Below are 19432 nucleotides of genomic sequence, written 5' to 3'. Positions count from 1 at the left end.
ATTCATCGGCCGGTCTGCTGCTTACTTCTCTATCACAATCAAACACGTGCTATCCGGCAGCGGAACCACGTTTCCATCTTGATCCATGATCCTTACTTTATCCGCCAACGCGTCCGTATACCCTTCCTGTAGAAAGTGTTTGCTCTCCACAATTTTGGCCTCATTACCTAATGTATCCAAGATGAACGCAGTAAACTCGCTCGGAGTAAAGTACCCGAATTGCTCCTGTACTTCATGCACATAAGCTTCTTCTCCCCACGTATATGTATAAAGGAATTCCATCGCATCATTCACGGGCATGATGACCTCATCCTTAGCTACGACCTCATACTGAATCGTTCGCCCTGCGAAATCCTTCGCATACCGCTGCAGCCAAGCCATCGCCCCATCTTGCAGAAATTGAATGGTCCGTTTCTGCTCAGCAGGCTCCGTCATAATACCATCGCGGATAACGATTCGTCCTCCGGGTGCGAGAACATCAAAAGCGCTTCGCAGCGCTGCAGCAACCGTAGCATGGTTGAATTTCTTTCCGCCAAAGGGTATGTAAGAATATAATTCGTGCAGGATCGAAGAGAAAATAACCGTGTCGATTGAGCCCGGCTCTACATACTGTTTGAGATTAAGTGCATCCCCCTTCATAACGTCCCACCGATGCCCCTCCAGCTGCTTTTTGCGTTCCAGCGCTTCAATGACATTCGACGAAATGTCGATCCCAATCGGATGCTTGTCCGGCAAATACTGCTCAATGAGATCCAGCATAACCCCGCCGCCAGGTCCAATATCGACAACCCGCTTCCCTACAACGTAATCAAGCATCAGCTTCTTATAGTCAGCCGTTTGGTTCATCGTGGCTAAGTACTCTTCCTCGTTATGAAACCGATCATAAGCATCTCTGCGCAATTCGAACAGATCGAACAGTAGCAGAACCGCCTTTTCATATAGAGGAGATTTCTCTGCTTCTACACAAAAATCAATCAGTTTCTCAGCAGCAGGGGAAAATTGGAAGGTAAAGAATATCGTGTCCGGGAGCTGCAGCTTTCGATCAATGAGGTGCTTCAAATGGGCATTGCCCCACTTACCATCGGGTTTGAACTTTTGCGATAATTCCAACGGATCCCTCATCAAATCCTTCCAAGAAAGCTCACCCAAATACTTCTCAATCATCCTCTTCTTATACACGTTTACCTTTTTGCTGCCCTTGTAATCGTAATACATCGTATTCATCAAAGGTTCGAAGCTAATGTGCTGAATGGAATCCTCTTGACCACCCTGGATAATCAGAAATACTTTCACCAACTGCTCCAAAGAAAATTCTTGCAGGGCCGCTTCTACGAACCACAGCGTTCTACCATCCAAAAATGCCGTTAATGCATCTAATGGAACTTCGTTCAGCAGCTTCCCATACTCGGCATCGAAATTTTCTCCTTTTTGAATCGTGTTTCCCCGCAGTCTGGCAAGGCGATCCTTTATGGCAGGCTCTTTTTCCAAAGAATCGGAAACGATCTGCTCAATCATTGTCTCAACTTCATTACGAACGGATTGCCAGAGTTCTTCTGAAACACCTGCAATAATGCATTGATTCAGCGGCAAGAGCAAGTCTCTTAATTCATCAGCTGAAAGCAAGTTATCCATCATCAAACGAATTAACGGTGTATGTTCTTTAAGCGGTACTTCGCCACGGATGGTTTGACCAATTAGCCCATGAGTGTAGATTAACGTATGTATGACAGTTGACTTCTCGCTTGGATTTCCTTTATCGAGCTTGTACAGCTGGGCCGAACCAAGGTTATGGACGTAAAGATGAATACCTGCTTCTTGCCACATGAAACGGTCTCTTGAAGTCCCGCCTTTCGCTACTTCAGACCAGCTCAACACCTCTTCTAGTAAATCTTTCTTCCAAAAGGACAACGCTAGCCCGTCCAAAATTTGTAATGTCCGCTCAACATAATCAAGCACAGGGTTCGCCTGTGCCAGCTCCTGGATCGACTGAATCCGCTCGAAGTTAACGATGCGCTCCTCCGCCGAAACGATATAGGTTAACCATTTAGGTTGGTCTGCGGCATTTGTTTCCCCTGCCCGATACCTTTTTATTAATTCTAATGAACTTAACATGCCGGTATATGATCCTCCCATCCTACCTATCACTATATGACTAGTATAAACTAACCTCGTGGCAATCTCACGTTTCCGCATTCGACTACTTCATTGATGATCGGCATATAGATTGGCGTAATTGACCAGTATGGTCATAAAGCCCAACACGACAAATGAAAAAAAGGCCATTAAATCCAAATGATATACGTTGGGAACGACAATAAAAACAGCACCAATAATAAAACAAAGCCAATTTTGCCAAACTTTTTTACCGGTTTTCCCTAGGGCCATCAGAGATGCCACGAATTGTAAGCTGCCTAGCAGCGCGCAGGTATAAAGTGCATTCGTATGAGCTTCAAAGCCGAACACCCAGGGACTCACCAGAAACCAAAGGCCCATACAAGCGGACAATAAGTTTTTCAAATACATCGTCTACTGCCACCTCCTATTTTACGAGATAGTATATGCAAACGCTTTCAGTATGGTGAAATGGAAAAGCCTCCAGCTCACCCAAATAAATAGGCAGCTAGAGGCTAATGTTGCTAAATGAGGACTTTCGATTGATTCATGATGCTTCCTTGACACTGTAGGCATGACTCTAAAAGGTGATTTTAGGGTCATTGAGCTGTTTTCTGATGAGTTACGGTATTGAGGTTGAGGTTTACAATGTTGTAATTTCTGCAACAATTTGTAAGCCAATAGGCTATTCCAACTTGGAGTTGTATTTCGTACAACAATTCGAGCTCATTTGTTGCAAAATCGCCTGTATCGGGCAGAATTGTTGTACATAATGCAACAAAGAACGGTGAGAGGCGGTTTCTAGGCAACAATTGTTGCACTTTTTACAACAACATTAAACAAAAGAATTTGGATTCAATCATCCATGAACTGTTAAGTGAACATATGTGCCGATTGATTCCGATTTAAGACATTCCATGCAGAACTTGAATGGATGAATGAATTAATTAATTAATGAATGAATGAATGAATGAATCGACGGACTCAAATGTCTTATTGTTCGATATGAATGGCGCCTGCATCGCCCGTTTTCACATTCGCACGCAGGATGTCCGTTACGAATTTCAAAGGTACATATAACATGTCGTTCAGAATAACTGGAGCTGTCCCTAGCGTAACCGGAGCCATTTTCGCATAGAAATAGCTGTCTCGACCCACAGTAACACTCGTCCACCCAGCACCCTTATTCAATTCGGCAGCGTATGTCTCTTGATTCCACTTCACTTCGTAGCCAAGTCCTTCAGCCACTTTGCGTAAGGGCAGCAGATTCACGCCTTCGGCATTGGTTAGGCTGTCGCTTGCCGCTAAATCAAGCTTCATTTTCTCTACCGGGATAGGGGCAACGGGTTTAGGTGTCATATGCCATTTCTCAGGCAAGTTAAAACGGAATTCCGGAGTGCCTGTGGAGCCTGGCGCAATCGAATATTTCGGGAATACAATGACCGCTTCGCCTTTTTCCACATAAAAGGTTTGCTCTTCACTGATGCCTTTAAATGCATCTTTGAAATAATTCTCAGGTTTTTCATTGATTTTGGCCTGAATTCCGGCATTTACATTCTCTTTGAAGTTATCTCCAAGCAGATCCTGCAAAGAAACACGCTGCCCTTGTTCGCGATTTAGCACATTATACGTATCAACTCGCGGCATACCTGTACCACCTGTAGCTGCATATGTTGTAACTTCAAGCGAGATAACACCCGCCGGATTGCTCGAACCATCCGATTTCAATACATAATTAATCGTCAGCTCGTAGGGGCGATATGTGAAACCATTCGTTTTTGCATCAGCAGCGGCTTCCGCAGCCTCTTTCTCCCAATTCGCCAAATCTTTGTTTGCTTGGGATAAAATGAAGTCATTCGTTTGCTCTTGATATTTCGTATCCAACATACCTGAAAGCTGCGGCACTTTAATATTGGTTTTTAGATCCTGCGTTTTAGATGTGAGATCTACTTCTTTCATTTGAACTGGTGAAGTTGACTCAGCTGCAACTGGTGAAAGTATTGGAACTATGGTAACTGCTTCCGCTGATGCCATACCTGTTAATGGGAATACGGCACCACTAACTCCTAACAGCAATGCACATCCGACTACACCAAGTTTCAACATGTTAAAAGGATTTTTTTTCATTTCATGTTCACTCCTCATTCGTTATCGTGAGTATCTTTCGGTTGAATTAACCTTCACGATAACAAGACGCACCAACGTTCCAGAAAGTCTGAACTTCAACATTCTTTTATGAAATTCGGAATGAACTCACTACTTGATGCAAATCTTGAGCAATTCCAGCAAGGCTTTCAGCAGAAGCTGTAATCTCTTTCGTGGACGCTAACTGCTCTTCCGTTGCAGCCGCTACTGACTGAGCAGTCCCCGAAGTTTGCTGCGCAACAGAGCCTACACTAGCTACGGTTGCCGAAACCTCTTCCGAGCTTGCAGCCATTTGCTGAGCCGCCGCAGCGGTTTCTTGAATCTTGCTGGCAACTTCTTGCGATGCATTGACGATCTTACCGAATGCTAACTCTGCGATCTCTACCTCTTTAAGACCTTCCTCTACGTCTGACAACCCCGTATTCATAACTAGAGCGGCACGAGCAGAATCTCTTTGAATGTTCGAAATGAGCTCAAATATACCACGTACAGAATCATCCGTCTGAGACGCTAACTTCCGAACTTCACCGGCTACAACAGCAAAACCTTTGCCGCTCTCTCCTGCACGTGCAGCCTCAATCGCTGCATTCAAGGCAAGAAGATTGGTTTGCGAAGCAATATTTCCAATCAACGTCGAGATTTGACCGATGCTCTGGGTATGTTTTTCCAGCTCATTGATGACTTTGTTCGCAGCATCCACAGAATGACTCACTGCCTGCATCTTGTTAACCACCCGCTCCATCGAATGGGTCCCTTGCTCAGCAATCTGCGTTGCAGAAATCGATAAATCAGATACATCCGATGTTGTTTCTGCAATCCGTTGAATACCTACAGCCATTTCTTCCATCGCTCTGCTGCATTCTATCGAACTTTGGGCTTGTTTATCAGCTCCAGTTGCGAAATCCTGAACAGCTTCTGCAACCGCTGCGAGGCAGATGTATTCTGCTCGGAGCTTGCAAACAACTGCTGAGACGATGCTGCTACGCTATTCGAGGCTTGCATCATTTGCTCTACAGACTTACGCAAATGGTTAACCATTTGATTAACAGAACCGACTAAATCGCCAATCTCGTCCTTATTTTTTACTAGAATAGTCATTCGCTATCCGATTTAAGGATTGTGATGCTTTACGAACAGGGGAGGAAATGTTTCTAACAAGTATGTAGCAAGTAATTAGCATGAATGCAATGATGACACTAAGAACGATAAGAGATGTGTTCACACTTGATTTGTATACATTTAAGCTTTCCAGCTCCGCTTTTCTTCCTCCCTCTTGATTAAACACAACCATATCCGCCATCGTTTTTTGCGCTTTTCCAAAAGTGGTTGCCATCACCTGAAGGCTTTCTGCAGCTTCCTTTACTTTATTAGGATCAGCGGCAATCTGTTTATTTTTCATAAAAGCAGCTTTGAAATCTTCCCAATTCTTATTTAGCTCGTTAAAGTAATTGGCATCCTCTTCCCCAGCGAGGGATTCCTTATAATCCGCTAACAATTTATCAATACTCGCGATTGATGCTGCCATGCCAGCATCGAGTGGCTCATGCTTTTTAACATCTGGCTCTAGCTTCTTCTGATAGTAGATTGCTAATATATGATCTGAGTTATAGTGAATCTCTTCAATAATTTGAATGCCCATCATCCAATTTTCAGCAAGCTTTTTCGTATTGTCCTTCAACGCGCCCATTCGACTCATATCTATCCAGCTTAAACCTCCAATCATCAGAAAGATGATTGTGAATACCACAACCATTTTTGTTCGCACTGTAAGTCGCATGTTACCAATTCCCCCCAAATAATGAATGAATGACCCAACTATGATGTATACTCAATTCATCTACTGCAATCATCATAATTTTATTCATTAAATTTCTTACCTTACATTCATTGTGAAACTGTTAGATTTGCTAACAGTTTTAAACTTCACGGAGGTTGCTCATGTCATCATCTTTACGTTTCAAACTTGTCTCATTGCTTGTTCTTATCACTTGTATTTCCTTAACAGTTGTAGGGATTACAAATTATCGGCTCTCGAAAGATAAACTGATTCATCAAATGAAAGAGCAATCGATAACTTCCGTTACCAATTCCGCACAAAATTTATACGATTTCTTATCCATTCGTTTGGCAGAAGTGGAGCTAATTAGTCGTGTAGATGTTATGAAGCACGGGACACTTGAGGAGCGGCTCCAATTTTTGACCCAAGAATTAAAAACAGGCGCTAATCGCTATCATTCCATGGGAATTATAGATCTCAATGGCTACTTGACTCTTACTTCCGGGCAAACGCTTTATATAACAGGGGAACGAAGATTCCAAGAGGCTCTAAATGGGAAAACATTCATCTCTGATCCTGAAATCGGTAAATTAACCGGCAAATACATCATTTCTATTACTGCACCAGTCTTCAATGAGAAAAACGAAGTGACGAGTATCATAAACATCTCTCTTGATGCGGAACAAACCTTTTTCGAGCATCTTCATACCCCTTTGGAGAAGGGCGAAATACTTATCGTGAATCATGAGGGACTCGTTCTGTATCATACCGATACACCTTTAATTTTGAACCTTAATATTTTCACCGAATACCCTTCACTTGTGCCAGCCTTTCAAAATGCGCTGCAGACGAACGAAGGCTTTCTGGATGAATCTTTTAACGGTGGCCAAAAAGCTCGGTGGTTCTATGCGCGTGTACCTAAATTAGACTGGTATCTCGCTTATTCCGTGCCCCTTTCAGCATTCGAGGCTCCCACGAGCCCCTTACTTTGGTCGACCATCGGATTAATTGTGATGACGGCCGTGGTCATTTTTATCCTTATTTACTTAACCGCTAATACACTGATTATTAAACGCATCAAGCAAATTCTCCATGTCACAGAATCCGTCGCTGCGGGTAATTTCTACATAAAACCGCTTATTTTCAAAAGCAAGGATGAGCTTGGTGCTCTTGCCCATTCTGTGAATGGCATGATAGAAAACTTACGTGAACTATTCGAGCCGTTCGAAGCTTTTATTCATCACAATCAATATGCCATGATCGTGACAGATCCTTCCTTTATCGTTAATCATCTCAACAGTAGAGCTGTACAGCTTCTTGGCTATTCTTTAGCAGAAGTTCACAAGAAAGCAACGCCCCTTCTGTGGTTGGATGAAGAACAACTGATAGAAAGAGCCGCGCAATACTCATCAGAGCTTGGGGAATATGTGCCAGCTGATTGTACAGCTCTCGTGATTCGTTCATTACGTCACCTTAAAGAGGATTCTGAATGGATTTGGCATCACAAAGATGGCACTCGTTTCTTCGTTCAGGTTAGTGTCAGCAGCATTACAAATCCGAATGGCGAGCTGAAAGGGTTCGTATTCATCGCTCGAGACATTAGTGATATTAAGGAGAGCAATGAGTTTAGGGAGAGGCTGTTAACGATTGTAGAAAGCGCACGTGATTCCATTCTCTCATTTGATGAGAAAGGCTTTATTTTTTATATGAATCAAGCATGCAAGAGCACCGTTGGATTAGATAAACAGCAAACCGTTGGCAAACATTTCAGTGAGTACGTAGATATCCAGAATGACATCAATTTTGAAGAGGGTCTGAACACAGCTATTCGGGAAGGATTCTGGGAATTTGAAGCAGAGGTCCTAACGAAGGAACAACGGCAAATATTCATTTCCGTTATCATCGTGCCCCACTTCCCCGCAGACAAAGGAGAGCGATATTTCTCAGCCATTACGCGAGATATTACGGACCAAGTACATTCCAAAGAGGAGCTCATTCGAGCGAAACAAGAAGCGGATGAAGCCAATTTGGCTAAAGGAATTTTCCTGGCTCGTATGAGTCATGAAATTCGGACACCTTTAAATGGCATCGTCGGACTTTCCTACTTGATGGAGCGAACGCACATGTCACCGCTTCAGAGGGATTATATAAGCAAAATAGTGAGATCCTCGGTGTCCCTATCCAATATTATTAATGACATTCTGGACTTCTCGAAGCTCGAGGTGGACAAGCTAGCTATTGAACATCATGCGTTCCAGTTGGATGAGACCATTGACCGTGTTTGTGAAACCCTTAGCGTACTGCTTGGCCACAAGCCGGTTGATTTTATTTGTGATATCCATGACAATGTGCCGCTTGGACTCATTGGGGATTCACTACGCATGTATCAAGTCTTGCTGAATCTAACTAGCAATGCGATAAAATTTACTGAGCAAGGAACAGTCATGCTGCGTGTTAACGTGGAACAGCTCCGTGAGGAAGAAGTCAGAATTGGCTTTACTGTCAGCGATACAGGCATCGGGATGGATGAAGAGCACCTATCCAAGCTTTTCCAGCCATTTGTTCAGGTAGATGAAGTAACGAGTCGGAAATTTGGAGGAACGGGACTCGGTCTTGTTATCTCCAAGAACATCATTGAGAATATGGGCGGCACCATCGAGGTGTCAAGCCAACCAGAGCTCGGCAGTGAATTCCGGATTAGCTTGCCTTTCTCGTTGTCCTTGCAACCTATGAAGTCTCAGGCAGTCCTCCCGCTGCGCGCATTAATTGTGGAAGATCACCCTGGTTTGAACCAAGTGCTTGCTCATACCCTTCAATCCATGTGTACAGAAGCGGCCGGCGTTTATTCTTGGAAAGAAGCAAGGAATGCCATTGATGTTATTCCCGTAGATGTGATCCTGCTTGATATGGAAGCTGTTGATATGTACGGAGAGGAAGTATGGCTGGGCATGCTTGAAGCCTGCAATCGAATGAACATTTTAACGATTATTTACACAACCTTATCGGGCAGAGATGCCCTGGAGCAGTTGCCTGCACCATCGGCTCCGCATGCCATTCTGGTCAAACCGATCTCACGGATCGTACTGTACCAAACGTTACAAACACTAACAGGCACCCATGCCGAGAAGGAGCTCATATCTACGACAGACTTCACACAAACAGCGGAAACAATGACAAAATTTCAACGTATTCTGCTAGTCGAAGACAACGAAATTAATCAGACTGTCGCTCGTTCGCTGCTGGAAAGCAGGTTGAATTGTGACGTTCAATTGGCTTCCAACGGTTTCGAAGCATTAAATGACTTAGAGAATAATGATTATGACTTGATTCTAATGGATATCCATATGCCCGTTCTGGACGGCATTGAGACAACCAAACGAATTCGTCTTGAGCCTAAATGGATGCATATTCCTATTATTGCTTTAACCGCGGACTCTACTTTGGAGAAGCGTTTAGATTGTATTCGCGCTGGTATGAACGAAGTGATCTCCAAGCCTATCATTCCTAGCCGATTGTTCGCAGCCGTCGATGCTGTTCTTAGCGAGAAGAATAGGATGGCTGTCCCAGGACTTGATATAGAAGAAGCACTCGGACGGCTTAGCGGAAAAACCGAGATCTATCACGAAATGCTGCGAAAATTTCATAGTCAATCCGCTCCTATTGTTGCGCAATTAACCCTTGCGATTCAGAAAGGGGACTATGCCGAAGCCATAAATCAGCTGCATGCACTCCGCGGCTCTTCTAGCAACCTGTCAGCCAATCGGGTATTCGCCGCGGCAACTGCCCTAGAAGAAATGTTAGAACATCATGCTGGGCCCGACGAATCAAATGCCAGCATGATCCAGAACCAACTTCAATCGGTTGCCATAGCTCTGGAGGAAGTTTTTCATTCCATCCAAAAATTGCTGTTAGATTGAAAAATGCACTGATTTATGTCACTATATGCTTATGCTTTTTCTGATTGAGCATGCAATTTATACGTATAGGTGGTTAAGTTAATCATGACAGTAGAAGGCGCTCCATATCGCATTTTGTTGTATTATAAATTCGTTACTGTAATAGATCACGAAGCGTTGGCACAGGAACATTTGGCTTATTGCAAAAAGCTCGGAATTAAAGGCCGTATCCTTATCGCTCCCGAAGGCATTAACGGGACGCTTTCAGGAACGGTCGAGCAAACCGAAGCTTACATGGCGATGATGCGTCAAATGCCGCTGTTCAAAGACATGATCTACAAGATAGATGAAAGTGAACAGCATGCTTTCAAAAAGTTATTTGTTCGTCCTAAAAAGGAACTCGTCACTTTCCGACTTGAAGAAGACGTGAATCCGAACGAACTAACCGGCACACATCTGAAGCCGAAGGAATTCTACGAGAAGCTCCAGCATGAAGATGTCATCGTCCTTGATGGACGCAACCATTACGAGTACGATATCGGACATTTCCGAGGCGCTATTCGTCCAGAGGTTGAGACTACGAAGGAATTCCCGGAATGGATTCGCAATAATCTCCAGGAATATAAGGACAAACCCATTCTCACGTATTGCACCGGCGGTATCCGCTGTGAGAAGCTGTCAGGATTCCTCTTACAGGAAGGCTTCAAAGAGGTTTATCAGCTGGATGGCGGTATTGTGAGCTACGGGAAAGATGAAGATGTTCAAGGCCGCTTATTCGATGGCAAATGCTACGTCTTCGACGAGCGGATTTCAGTCCCCATCAATCGTACAGACGAAGATATCGTCGTAGGTAAATGCTATCACTGCGGAACAGCTGAAGATCGCTACATCAACTGCGCCAACGATGCTTGCCACTTGAAGCATATCTGCTGTGAAGCCTGTGAAGAGAAGCATAATAGCTTCTGTTCTAAGGAATGCGAAGAGAAAACGATGAGTACGCTTGAGGCTTAAGCATATCGATAACAAATAACCTAAGGCGCTGCCTTGGGTTATTTGTTTAGGTGCAAAGTTACAGCGACCTACCAGGGGGAGAAGCAGCTTTTGCGGAACGTGAGTACGCTATTTTGCCGAAAACGCCTAAATTCGAGTACAGGAAGAACTTCGATTCGCTATTTTGTTGTTTTGTTCCGGAATTGAGACACATCAGAGACTTTGAGAGCTACTATTTGCGAAGAAAGTGGCTATTGGAGTGGAATAAGAGCCTTTAGGGGCTCTTATTCGTTGAAATGGTGAAAAGTTTGCTACTCAGAGAAATAAGAGACTTTGAGAGCTTCTATTTGCGATGAAAGTGGCTAATGGAGCGGAATAAGAGCCTTTGGGGGCTCTTATTTGTCGTTGATAGGGTGAAAAGCTTGCTACTCAAAGAAATAAGAGCCTATGGGAGCTTCTATTTGCGATGAAAGTGGCTAATGGAGCGGAATAAGAGCCTTTAGGGGCTCTTATTTGTCGTTGAAATGGTGAAAAGCTTGCTACTTAGAGAAATAAGAGCCTTTGGGAGCTTCTATTTGCGATGAAAGTGGCTAATGGAGCGGAATAAGAGCCTTTAGGGGCTCTTATTTGTCGTTGAAATGGTGAAAAGTTTGCTACTCAGAGAAATAAGAGCCTTTGGAAGCTTTTATTTGCGAAGAAAGTGGCTAATGGAGCAGAATAAGAGCCTTTAGGGGCTCTTATTTGTCGCTGAAACGGTGAAAAAGCTTGCTACTCAGAGAAATAGGAGCCTTTGGGAGCTTCTATTTGCGACGAAAGTGGCTATTCGAGCGGAATAAGAGCCTTTAGGGGCTTCTATTCGTCGTTGAAATGGTGAAAAGTTTGCTACTCAGAGAAATAAGAGCCTTTGGAGGCTTCTATTTGCGATGAAAGTGGCTATTGGAACGGAATAAGAGCCTTTGAGAGCTTCTATTTGCGATGATATAGCACAAATCTCGTCAACTAGCGAACTAGCGACCGCGTTATCTGCACAAAAAAAGGGCCTCTACAAGTCAAATGACTTGAAAAGACCCTTCTTTATGTACTTAGGCTAATTGTTCCACGATCCGATCGGTGAGCGGATACACAAGCTCCTCTTCTAAGGTGAAATGTTTGAGCAGTATTAAGCAAGCCGTCATTAGTTCCGATGCCATCAAATGTAAAAACTCCTCATCTATCGGCACTTTCATCGCATTCACACCATCAACGAAAGCTTGCACAACTCTTTTCGCCAAGTCATGATCCTGCTCCAGTACAGTCATGGAACGAGAGACAGACAGTGCTGTTGTTGGTTGTAAATAAGATTGCAGAAGAGGAAATAGTTCTTTTTCTTCCCATTCTGAATGCTGTTCCAGCTCTTCAACAAGGGAAAGAATCAGATCTTGAAGTTCAATCAGCTTACACATTCCTATTGAGCAATCCTCGAGGGAGTACAAGGAAGCAGCCATCGTTCGGATCTCGGAGAGCTGCTCGCGCATCTGCACATGCTCCTCCTTCAGACGCTCTACGAGCATTGGAAAATAGCCGGGATCCATCATGTACTCCCTATTCGTTCGAATGCTCAAACGGTCATTCATTAGACATCCTCCTTCGAGTTTTCGTTAGAAAACTTACTTCGTAAAGCATGCAAAAAGCTAACCCAATCCGCATTATCATTGTATGCAGGATGGGTTAGCTAACATGCGCAGGAAATGTCTTAGAATCAAACCGTTATCGAATGCGGCTCTCCGTTAAATGAAATTGATTTACAAGCAGGAGCAGTGAGTCCGTAATCGCGCCAACATCCCCCGTCGTTTGGCGCACGTGAAGCATATCCTGCAGCAGCTCTTGCACGGTACGCTCAACCTCCGCCGATATTTGGCGGTTCTCCATGCTTACCGCCGCTACCTTCTCCATCAGCGCCACCACTTCATCCACCACCTGTGTCTTCATGGTGTCGTGCGCGTTCGCGCTGCTGAGAATTTCAGACGCCGCCGCTACTATTTGCGTCCCCTCCAGAACAACTCTGGTGCCTTCTTCCATCGAAACGAACGCTTCATTCGCATGACGTTCAATATGCTCAATGGTGTCATTGATCTCCATTGTCGACTTCTTGGTCAAATCAGCCAGCTTGCGAATCTCTCCGGCTACAACAGCGAAGCCCTTCCCGTGCTCGCCTACCCTCGCGGCTTCAATAGAAGCATTCAGGGAAAGCAGATTCGTCTGAGCGGAAATCTCTTCGATAACCTTGAGCAGCTTCGGGATTTCTTGCGTCGTTTGCAAAAAAGTTTGAATGGTACGATTCGTTTCCGCTACTTTCGCAGAAATATGATTCATCTTTTCGCCAATACGATCCACTTCATCCTGCGCCACAGCAATTTGACCCGAAGCCTTCTCTTCCAATTCGAGCAGTGTCCCACTCATATTCTGCGTTACATCCTTCGCAACATCGATGTCCTTGAGCTGACCGCGCAGTGAACGAATCATATCATGAATCTTGGTGCTCATTCGTCCAGTTGATTGTTCCGTTGAACTCGTTGATTCATTCATTCGTTCCTGGCTTAGTTGAACTTCAGCGGCGGCTTGCTTCACCTGCAGCATAATACCCTCAAGGGAATCGATCATATTATTAATCCACTTCGCCAATTCCCGCGTCTCATCGCCAGCGAACTCCTGCACTTGCAGGCGCTGTGTCAAATCTCCGCTGCCCTCTGCGTTAATGCGGATGAACTTATTTATTTGCGCGAGCTGCCTTACAATCGGCCTGCTGCCTTTTTTCCTTATAATGCTTGCGCCTATTCCTCCATACACAAGACTTACAGCAGCCAAGATTACTGATCCCCAGCTACTAGAAACATGTCCATTCAGCAGCCAAAAGCCCCCTGCAGAGAGTAATATATATCCTACAATGAAACGCAGCTGCAGCTTAAGCAATTTCCAGTCAATACTGCGAATTCGGTATACCTCCTCTAGATCGCCTTCACACATCATCCCCCAAACATCAGGACAATGCGCAAGCTGGAAGGTAACACCTTTGCCAATGACAGAAATATGCCGGTAATCGGAATAACCTGGGAACTCCACGAATAGATTATGTCCCTTTGCAATCGTTCCCGCAACCCCCGGATGAAGCTGCCCCGTTGCCGGATCCGTAAAAATGAGCTCAAGCTCCGTATGCTCCTTTACACCGACAATGCCGTAATCTGTGCGCACGCCATCTTTTAAATTGTCACCATAGGTAAAAGTAAGATCCTCAAAACGGCTTCGAGATAACGCTGTGCCTGGGGCAATCTGTTTATTCAACACAGGCTTCGCCATAAATAAATAATTATCTCCAGAGTCTGGATACACATGTCCTGATTCACGCTGGATCAGATCGCCGAGCACATCGTTCGGGACACGTCCGCAAATGGCCCCTTTCCATATTCCGTTAACCATTATAGGCGTAATAAATGCAAGTGTCATAGCATCGTGAAACGGCGAAGTGCTTGGACCTAGCTTTAATGTAAGGGGATCGGAATAAGGTCCGTATAAGCATTTCTTGCCTTTACGTGTTTCCTCTAGCCCTTTTGTAAGATCACTTCCTGAATCATATGATTTCCCAACATGAGTGGGGGACGTGGAGTATATCACTTCTGCTTTATCATTTACGATGAAAATCTCCGAGAAATCTGCCCCGCTCTTTGAAGCAGCTGCCAGCAGCCGTTGAACCATCGAACCATCGTCTGTCAAGCCAGTAGGTCCAGATTCTGATTCAGAGAGCTGCTCAAGCAGACGATCCAGATTGGACCAATAGGCCTCTACCCAGCATCGTAAAATTTCAATTCTCGTATGCGCAATCCCTTCGAAAATATGTTCCACATCTTCCTTGAGGTGACGATTCAGGCGATACGACCACCACAAGGGTAGACCCTTTCGAAATCCAAGCCAATCAAACATACCCCAACCCCCTATATTCACATTACACATGTGACTTTATTGTGACTTTATATAACATCTACTTATTCGACATTCTATAGCTGATTTCGACGTAAATCAAGATATAAACAGAAAATTCTTGAAACTATCATACATTCGATCTATTTGCGCATTTCATGTCAGTTAATTTATACGTAAGATATATTGACATAATTTTCTGATAAATTTACAATGTAAGAAAAACGAATAATCTTTCATCAAATCGCGTCATATTTTCTAACACAAAATAAGAACTTAGATCAGAAAGGAGGCCTGGTTTCTGCTTCGGGCCCTCTAACGTAACTTCCACTCGAAGTATAGCTAAGAAACCAGGAGCTGCGATGTCCAAACCTGAGAATCTGGTCACCACCCCCTATGATCCCCGTCCTTTTTTTGATGAGATGTTTGTGAATTCATACTCGGTAAGATCACATTATCAAAATGTATTCCTTCAGTTCATGTCCATGAAGGCGGGGAATTTGAGCAAGCGCCAAACGGCCACCATGAAACGCATGATGGAAGAAGGAATTACGTTTACACTCTACAGTCCTGATCAAGCTGAAGCATTGGAAAGAACCATCCCTTTCGATCCGATCCCACGAATCATTCCTCGGGATGAATGGCTCAAGCTAGAACGAGGGCTTCAGCAGCGCGTTAAGGCGCTTAATCTATTTCTCAAGGATATTTATCATGACCAATGCATCTTAAAGGATGGTATTATCCCTAGGAAAATGGTTCTTTCCAACTGCTATTTCAGACCTGAAATGATGCGTCTATCCATCCCGAATGATGTGTACGTAACCGTATCAGGTATCGATTTAATTCGCGACGAGCATGGAGAATATTTCGTTCTGGAGGATAATCTGAGATCACCTTCAGGCTTCTCCTATTTGTACAAAAGCCGTTCCATCATGACGCACTTATTCCCTGAGCTCGTTTTTAGCCATTCGATCCAAGATATTGAGCATAGCTTAAATGTGTTTCTATCCGCTTTACGTCGGCTAAGCCCTTCGGGCAAATCCGATCCTGTCATTGGCTTACTCACCCCAGGTTGCTACAATTCAGCCTATTTCGAACATACGTTCCTTGCGCAGCAAATGGGCATACAGCTTGTAGAAGGACACGATCTCGTTGTTATTGATCATAAGGTATATATTCGCGGGATCAAGGGACTCCGCCAAATCGATGTCTTATATCGCAGAATTGACGACGATTTCTTGGATCCGCTCGCTTTTGATCCGAATTCGATGTTAGGTGTCGCGGGGATCATGAATGCCTATCGTGCGGGTAATATTAACATCGTGAATGCCCCTGGAACTGGCGTGGCCGACGACAAAGCCATTTATGCCTATGTTCCAGACATGATTCGTTACTATTTGAATGAAGAACCTATCCTGAATAATGTGCCTACTTATATCCTTTCTAGACCGGAAGAACGCGATCACGTGCTGCAGCATCTAGATGAAATGGTCGTCAAAGAGACATCGCTCTCCGGCGGTTACGGCATGCTCATTGGACCTTCGGCCTCTGAGAGTGAGTTGGCTGATTTCCGGCTTAAAATTATAGCGAATCCCGATCGTTATATCGCTCAACCAACGATCCAGCTTTCCAGAGCTCCTGTCATGATGGACGGTCAAATGGCTGCGCGGCATATCGATCTTCGGGCCTTCGTCATCGCTGGCGAGAGCATTCAGGTTATACCTGGCGGACTTACGCGGGTAGCGCTTAAAGAAGGTTCACTCGTCGTGAACTCCTCACAAGGCGGGGGATGTAAGGACACTTGGGTCACTCATTCATAGAGAATCAAATATTGATTGGAGGCAAGCGTTCATGGTGATGATGGGACGTACAGCGGAAGCTTTATTCTGGATCGGAAGATATACGGAAAGAACGGAGAATCACGCGAGGCTAATCGACGTGTATTATCATATTCGCGAGGAGAAGGAGACTAGCAGCGATCAATCGTGGAGCCGATTAATTGATACGATTGGCGATCGGGCCGCATTTACTGAGCAGTATGGGAGCTTCACCGAGCAGCATGTTCTCCATTATATTACTCTCGATAAAAATAATTCGAATTCTTTGCTCGCTTGTACCAACCATGCCCGCTCCAATCTTCGTAATATTCGCGAGAAAATGCCCGCAGAGCTGTGGGATATTATGAATGGCCTATATTTGTGGCTAAAAGAAAAAGAAGTACGGGATATTACAAACGATTCGCCTCATTTGTTCTATCGTTTCATTCGTGACACCTTGTCTATGTTTCAAGGGGCGGCCACATCCGTCATGCCGCGTCAAAATGAATGGCACTTCGTGGAAGCCGGAAGATATTTGGAGCGTGCCGAGAACTTGCTGCGCTTACTCCAGTCGTTATGTCATGATTACGCTAGGGAAGAGCTCTCTTCTTACCCGCTTATGCTGTCCGTATTGAAATCGGTTAGCGGTTATGAGTCGTATCGCAGGGAGCATGCAGATACAGTTAATCTAAGCAGCATAATTAAATTTCTGATGCTCCACGAAACATTTCCACGCTCGGTCAGCTTCTCTTTCCAATCATTGGAGCGTTCCTTGCAGGGCATTCAAATGGAGGACCCCGATTTAAACCTTGCTGTTCATAGGCTCGCTAAGCTCGCAGGAAAAGTAAAGGCTAACCTTGCTTGCATGGAAGAAGATGATATTTTATCCGGCAAATTGGAAATGACGTTAAGTGCACTTCGGGAATCCTGTAACGTGATGGGTTTAAGGATGTCGAAAGTCTTTTTTCCCTCCCGGGAAGAGGTCATCGCATGAAAAAGCTGGAGATTACGCATATCACACGCTATTCCTACACCGATACAGCGCAGGACAGTGTCAATGAAGTTCGTTTAACGCCTCTCACGGACAATCGTCAAGCCTGTTATCACCACGCCATCACCACGGAGCCTGCTTCAGCTTTCTTTACGTACTCGGATTTTTTTCATAATCGCGTACATGCTTTTACCGTCAATAAACTTCATCGCGAGCTAACTATTAAAATGGTGTCCACTGTCGTCACGAACGACAACGATAACATCCCGTCAGGCATCGCATCTCCCTTAGAGGAGAAAGCGATGAGATTTAGCGATGACTTCCAAAATCAGCATGCAGAATATTTACTGCCTACCAGTTATACGGGTTTGACCCCTGAACTTAAGGCTTACTCAGATGCCATTTCCGATCAAGATATAAGCTTATACGAATTACTGCGTACAATCTACACAACGATTCATCGCGACTTCACCTATGATCCTTCAGCTACTTCCGTACAGACCACTGTCGGAGAAATGCTTCAATTTAAGCGTGGTGTTTGCCAGGACTACTCTCATTTCATGATTGCCATTTGCCGAGATAAAGGGATTCCTGCTAGGTACGTTAGCGGTTATCACTTTGTTGGCGATCTACAAGGAGGCAGCACGGAATTCACCCAAGCCTCCCACGCGTGGGTTGAGTGCCTAATCCCGGGAACTGGTTGGTTCGGCTACGACCCTACGAATAACTGTGAGGTCAATTGGCGCTATATTAAGCTCGGACACGGCCGCGATTACAACGATATCGTTCCCGTCAAAGGCGTCTATCGCGGTGCCGGTCAGCAAGATTTGGAAGTCATTGTTGATGTAAAGCTGATTGAGTAGTTCCTTCCATGTGAGATTCAGAGCTGCTGCCCCGCTTCACTCCCCGTCTTTTTCATCCCCTTTTGGCACGGATCAACTATTTAGTGTAGAATGGTGTGAAGCTACACTAAACTGCTAAGAGGTGTTTGAATGGCTATAAGTTTCACTTTATCTATCATAAATCGCTTAAAAAAAGAAATTACTGAAACTCAACAAAGAAGTATCGACGAACAGAAAAAAAAGGAAAAAGCACTTTCAAAAATAAATCAATTACAAAGGGATATAAAAATAAGTACTTCACCCAGTGATTTAAGCAGCAAGATGTCTCGACTTAGCAAATTAAAGGATGAGATTAATAAAATCAACCTTTTACAAGTTGAATTATCCAAACAGTTGGCTCTTAAAAATGCGGCACTTAAAGAGCAAATCTCCAAAGACCAACAACAACAACAACAGGAGAACAAAAACTAGATTCTTATAAGTATAAAGGGCTTAAACGTGTTCAATGAAACATGTGTAAGTCCTTTTTTTGCCGTCCACCTTCATGCATGTATCAGATAATTGCCTAAAATGTTTGAAGTAAATAAAAGGAATTCAAGTTTATATGTGGAATTGTTTATACAACATACATGATCGAAGTTTAATGAAATAAATAGGAGGCTTTCAGATGAAATCGACGGGAATAGTGAGAAAAGTAGACGAGTTAGGCCGGATTGTTTTGCCGATTGAGCTGCGACGAACACTTCATATCGATATCGGTGACGCGATCGAGGTTTATGTCGATCCGGAGCGCATTACACTCAAGAAGTATATGCCAGCCTGTGTATTCTGCGGTAATTTCGAAAATATGACCTATTTCAAAGGCAAGCTGGTCTGCAGCTCCTGCGTAGAAGAAATTGTTTAGATCATGA

At 44.2% G+C, this 19432-nt stretch carries 15 protein-coding genes; 7 read left to right on the top strand and 8 right to left on the bottom strand.

All coding sequences use genetic code 11. The annotated features are described in order from the left end of the window. Positions 1 to 21 precede the first annotated feature (21 nt). The 6 genes from ASD40_RS31720 to ASD40_RS31695 form a co-directional block, all read right to left on the bottom strand. On the bottom strand, positions 22 to 2112 hold the full coding sequence (locus tag ASD40_RS31720; RefSeq protein WP_057307147.1) for a class I SAM-dependent methyltransferase: 2091 nt from the start codon (positions 2110 to 2112) through the stop codon (positions 22 to 24). Positions 2113 to 2202: 90 nt separating this feature from the next. Beyond that, positions 2203 to 2523 (bottom strand): SPW repeat domain-containing protein, encoded by a 321-nt coding sequence (locus ASD40_RS31715; RefSeq protein ID WP_057307146.1) that lies wholly within the window; start codon positions 2521 to 2523, stop codon positions 2203 to 2205. Positions 2524 to 3105: 582 nt separating this feature from the next. Then, entirely contained in the window at positions 3106 to 4239 is a 1134-nt protein-coding gene (locus ASD40_RS31710; RefSeq protein WP_057307145.1) for a stalk domain-containing protein, read from the bottom strand. 106 nt (positions 4240 to 4345) lie between these two features. After that, on the bottom strand, positions 4346 to 5104 hold the full coding sequence (locus ASD40_RS31705; protein WP_057307144.1) for a methyl-accepting chemotaxis protein: 759 nt from the start codon (positions 5102 to 5104) through the stop codon (positions 4346 to 4348). A 14-nt stretch (positions 5105 to 5118) separates the two neighbouring features. Further along, a complete protein-coding gene (locus ASD40_RS31700) occupies positions 5119 to 5355 on the bottom strand; it encodes a HAMP domain-containing protein (protein WP_057307143.1) in 237 nt (78 codons plus the stop codon). Further along, positions 5333 to 6034: an MCP four helix bundle domain-containing protein gene (locus tag ASD40_RS31695; RefSeq protein ID WP_057307142.1), complete on the bottom strand. Its 702-nt coding sequence runs from the start codon at positions 6032 to 6034 to the stop codon at positions 5333 to 5335. The genes ASD40_RS31700 and ASD40_RS31695 overlap by 23 nt, the downstream gene beginning before the upstream one ends. A gap of 161 nt (positions 6035 to 6195) precedes the next feature. On the opposite strand from ASD40_RS31695, the gene ASD40_RS31690 reads away from it, so the two are divergent. Together ASD40_RS31690 and trhO are read left to right on the top strand one after the other, a co-directional pair. After that, complete coding sequence (locus tag ASD40_RS31690; RefSeq protein ID WP_057307141.1) at positions 6196 to 9951, top strand: response regulator; 3756 nt, start codon at positions 6196 to 6198, stop codon at positions 9949 to 9951. An 84-nt stretch (positions 9952 to 10035) separates the two neighbouring features. After that, positions 10036 to 10941 (top strand): oxygen-dependent tRNA uridine(34) hydroxylase TrhO, encoded by a 906-nt coding sequence (trhO, locus tag ASD40_RS31685; protein WP_057307140.1) that lies wholly within the window; start codon positions 10036 to 10038, stop codon positions 10939 to 10941. Positions 10942 to 12002: 1061 nt separating this feature from the next. Here trhO and ASD40_RS31680 read toward each other — a convergent pair. Continuing rightward, entirely contained in the window at positions 12003 to 12533 is a 531-nt protein-coding gene (locus ASD40_RS31680) for a hemerythrin domain-containing protein (protein ID WP_057307139.1), read from the bottom strand. 133 nt (positions 12534 to 12666) lie between these two features. Next, on the bottom strand, positions 12667 to 14874 hold the full coding sequence (locus ASD40_RS31675) for a methyl-accepting chemotaxis protein (protein WP_057307138.1): 2208 nt from the start codon (positions 14872 to 14874) through the stop codon (positions 12667 to 12669). Between the two features lie 359 nt (positions 14875 to 15233). Here ASD40_RS31675 and ASD40_RS31670 point away from each other — a divergent pair, with 359 nt between their 5' ends. The 5 genes from ASD40_RS31670 (at position 15234) to ASD40_RS31650 (ending at position 19425) form a co-directional block, all read left to right on the top strand. Continuing rightward, positions 15234 to 16691, top strand: coding sequence for a circularly permuted type 2 ATP-grasp protein (locus tag ASD40_RS31670; protein ID WP_057307137.1), 1458 nt, complete (start codon positions 15234 to 15236; stop codon positions 16689 to 16691). A gap of 31 nt (positions 16692 to 16722) precedes the next feature. After that, positions 16723 to 17682 carry an alpha-E domain-containing protein gene (locus ASD40_RS31665; RefSeq protein WP_057307136.1) on the top strand — a complete coding sequence of 320 codons (960 nt, stop codon included), beginning with the start codon at positions 16723 to 16725 and terminating at the stop codon, positions 17680 to 17682. Then, positions 17679 to 18542, top strand: a complete 864-nt coding sequence (locus ASD40_RS31660) for a transglutaminase family protein (RefSeq protein ID WP_057307135.1) — start codon at positions 17679 to 17681, stop codon at positions 18540 to 18542. Before ASD40_RS31665 ends, ASD40_RS31660 begins: the two co-directional genes overlap by 4 nt. Positions 18543 to 18671: 129 nt before the next feature. Continuing rightward, positions 18672 to 18992, top strand: a complete 321-nt coding sequence (locus ASD40_RS31655; protein WP_057307134.1) for a hypothetical protein — start codon at positions 18672 to 18674, stop codon at positions 18990 to 18992. Positions 18993 to 19188: 196 nt separating this feature from the next. Continuing rightward, on the top strand, positions 19189 to 19425 hold the full coding sequence (locus ASD40_RS31650) for an AbrB/MazE/SpoVT family DNA-binding domain-containing protein (protein ID WP_047677188.1): 237 nt from the start codon (positions 19189 to 19191) through the stop codon (positions 19423 to 19425). The last annotated feature ends 7 nt before the right edge of the window (positions 19426 to 19432 follow it).

This window comes from Paenibacillus sp. Root444D2 (assembly GCF_001426375.1).
Classification (GTDB): domain Bacteria; phylum Bacillota; class Bacilli; order Paenibacillales; family NBRC-103111; genus Paenibacillus_E.
This window is presented reverse-complemented; position numbering and strand designations above follow the sequence as displayed.